Raw genomic sequence first — 1,433 nt, forward strand, 5'->3', positions numbered from 1 at the left:
CCACCACGGAAGAGACGACCCCCACCGAAACCTCCGACCTCCCGCGGAGCGAACCGACCGAGACCGAACCCGGGATCGAGATCGAGACGCGCCCGGCGTTCGAGGCACCCGAGGACGACGACCGCGAGAAGCCTCCCATCGCCGTCGAACCGGTCCGACCGGAACTTCCGGACGAACCAACCGACGAGACCCCCGACACCCCTGAGACCCCCGACACCGACCCGGACGACGGGCAGTCCTTAACCGAACAGATCGCACCGAACGACCGATCGGCGGAGACCCCATGAGCGATGCCGGCCATCTCGGAATAACCGTGGGCAACACCAGGTCCGTCGCGGCCTATCGCGCATCGGCCGAGGACGAACCGACGATCGTCGTCCTGCCGACGAGTCTGAGATTCGACGAGGACGGCCGCGCCCACCTCGGTGAACCTGCCGAGACGGCACCGTTCACTCGGTTCGTCGATCTGGTCGGTCAGCAGGAAAATCTCGAGCCCGACGCCGACGCCTACCGCGCCGAGGACTTGATGGCCAACGCCGCCAACTGCCTCGTCACGATGGTGTCCACGAAGGCCGGCGTAACCAGCGACATGGCCGTCACGACGATGACGTACCCGACACGGTGGACCCGCGCCGCCGTCGCACTGCTTCGTGACGCCCTCGATCACACCGGCCTCACCGATGTCGCCCTGGTTCCCGACGCGAAAGCCGCCAGCGCGTTCGCGCAGCCGAGCCCGGGCGCAGCGGTCACCGTGGTCGACATGGGGGCCACCGGCACCGACATCTCCACCTTCCCCGGAGGTGGGACGGTCCGCACCACCGACGTCGGCGGAGACGCGTTCACCGACGCTCTCTTCGATCACGTGGTGACCGATCGCGAGCACATCGACCTGTCCGACGCGGCCGTCCTGGCAGCCCTTGCCGGCGTCGTCGCCTCGTGCGAGGCCGCCAAGCAAACCTTGAGCACGGCCGACGTCGCCACGATCTCGGTCGAACTCCCCGGTGTCTCGCAGTCCACGACGGTGACCCGAGCCGAGTTCGCAGACCTCGTCGCGCCGTTGCTCCGCCGGCTCGACGTGCCGGGGACGGGCGCGGTGATACTCGCCGGCGGCAGCGCCGCACTTCCGTTGGTGGCAACCGACATCACCGAACGCTCGTCGGGCCCGGTGCTCGTCGAGCCGCTCGCTGCCACCCGCGGTGCCCTGCTGCTGGCCGAGGTCGAGGATGTCGACGGCAACTCCATGGTGACCGGCGCCGCGCCGGTCGTCACCCGAAACGACGGCACGGAGTCCCTCGACACCGACGCCATCCCGGTCGTCGCGCCCGCTCCGTCCCTCGCGTTCTCCGAGGCGATCCCTGCGGTCGCTCCGGTGTTCGCTCCCTCGGAATTTCGATCCGAGCCGATCGTTCCGGTCGACGAGAACGCCTCGACCA

At 69.0% G+C, this 1,433-nt stretch carries 1 protein-coding gene and 1 pseudogene; both read left to right on the forward strand.

Annotation, left to right across the window (positions count from 1 at the left end; genetic code table 11):
- Positions 1–287 (forward strand): annotated as a pseudogene (locus A2J02_RS28465) (hypothetical protein); the annotation flags it as partial.
- Positions 284–1,433: Hsp70 family protein (locus A2J02_RS24720; RefSeq protein ID WP_156516376.1), on the forward strand; the 1,150-nt coding region annotated here is incomplete at its 3' end. The pseudogene A2J02_RS28465 and the gene A2J02_RS24720, both read left to right, overlap by 4 nt.

It is taken from the genome of Rhodococcus sp. EPR-147, from assembly GCF_001647185.1.
In the GTDB taxonomy this organism is placed as follows: domain Bacteria; phylum Actinomycetota; class Actinomycetes; order Mycobacteriales; family Mycobacteriaceae; genus Rhodococcoides.